Raw genomic sequence first — 747 nt, forward strand, 5'->3', positions numbered from 1 at the left:
GATTCCCTGAGCCAGACGATAGACAGGTTGGAGGTCATCTTCTACCTGAGCTAAAACCTTCATTCCAGTCAAACTGGCCTTGGCACGGTCCCACTTACCAAAAACGGCTAGAGTTGCGCCTAGTTCAATCTTGTCAGCTAGGTAGGGTTGGTTAAAGAAATTCACCGCAAAAACGACTTCTCCCTGCTTGAGGCTAAAGCGCAGGCGATTGCGCTTGAAACCATAATACTGGACACTAGCGGGAGTCACGACTTGACCAGACAGAACCGCCTTTTCGCCATCTTCCAATTCCAATACCTGCTTGGTTTTGAAATCTTCATAACGGAAAGGAAAGTAGAGCAAGAGGTCTTGCAAGTTTTCAATTCCTAGTTTGGCGTATTTCTCGGCAGACTTTGGTCCCACACCAGGCAAGACATGCAAGGGTTGATGTAGATTCATGCTCCACTCCTTTCTTTTTAATAATATTCTCTCGGAATACGATCACTGAGGAGACAAACCACCTCATAGTTAATGGTTCCACGGTAGGTCGCTACCTGAGTAGCTGTGATTTCCTTGTCCCCGTTGGAGCCAATCAGGGTTACTTTTGTTCCGATCGGATAAAGCTTAGGCAGACGAATAGTGATTTGATCCATGGAAACACGTCCAACGATTGGGCAAGCTTGGCCATCTACCAAGACGGAGAAATTTTGCATATCTCGTGTCCAACCATCCGCATAGCCGATTGGCACGGTCGCGATGACTTGCTCG

2 protein-coding genes are annotated in these 747 nt (G+C 47.4%); both read right to left on the reverse strand.

Annotation, left to right across the window (positions count from 1 at the left end):
* Nucleotides 1-438 (reverse strand): ATP-dependent DNA helicase RecG (locus tag SORDD16_RS09845; protein ID WP_081215210.1); only part of this gene is annotated, 438 nt, incomplete at its 3' end.
* A gap of 17 nt (nt 439-455) precedes the next feature.
* Nucleotides 456-747 (reverse strand): alanine racemase C-terminal domain-containing protein (locus SORDD16_RS09850; RefSeq protein ID WP_277730675.1); only part of this gene is annotated, 292 nt, incomplete at its 5' end.

Origin of the sequence: Streptococcus oralis (genome assembly GCF_001578945.1) — a bacterium.
Taxonomy (GTDB): domain Bacteria; phylum Bacillota; class Bacilli; order Lactobacillales; family Streptococcaceae; genus Streptococcus; species Streptococcus oralis_Q.